The organism is Mesorhizobium sp. M5C.F.Ca.IN.020.29.1.1, assembly GCF_003997375.1.
GTDB classification, from domain to species: domain Bacteria; phylum Pseudomonadota; class Alphaproteobacteria; order Rhizobiales; family Rhizobiaceae; genus Mesorhizobium; species Mesorhizobium wenxiniae.
Map to the genome: position 1 here is coordinate 1 of NZ_RZSW01001182.1, position 469 is coordinate 469.

The 469-nt window shown below is 62.9% G+C and carries 1 protein-coding gene and 1 pseudogene; both read right to left on the reverse strand.

Features of this window, described 5'->3' with window-relative positions; translation table 11 throughout:
• A partial coding sequence (locus EOA85_RS36940; protein ID WP_164760210.1) for a hypothetical protein occupies positions 1 to 370 on the reverse strand: 370 nt, incomplete at its 3' end.
• Positions 367 to 469: pseudogene (locus EOA85_RS39745) on the reverse strand (peptidylprolyl isomerase); the annotation flags it as partial. The gene EOA85_RS36940 and the pseudogene EOA85_RS39745, both read right to left, overlap by 4 nt.

A 469-nucleotide genomic window follows, 5' to 3' on the forward strand; every position in this document is an offset into this window, starting at 1 on the left:
CGCCAACACCGTCGATGCTCAGCGTGCCGCCCATTGCGAAATTGGACTGTTCGCTGGCCTTGACCAGTCGCAATTTGGCGACGATCGAGCTGATGCCCTCATCGGTGAGATCGATCGCCAGGTGCTGGTCGTCCTCGAATGCCTGTCCGGCGATGACTTTCGTCGAACCCGGCCGACCGTCGGTGGTCCAGTTCCTGCCGCCGGCATCAAGCCATACACGCGCAACCGCGATGACGGCAGTGTGCCCCATCAGGACGTCGATCGATGCCGCGTCGCCTTCGGCGCTGCAAACAATCGATTCCGTCGCCAGCGCCGGAGTGGCCGCCGCGACAAGCATCAGAGTGATAGCCGCGACAGCCCGGTAGGTCATTTCACGTCGGCTGCCACCTTCAGCGACACGATCTTGTCGGGATCCGGCACCGGCTCGCCGCGCTTGATCTTGTCGACATTGTCCATGCCCTCGATGACC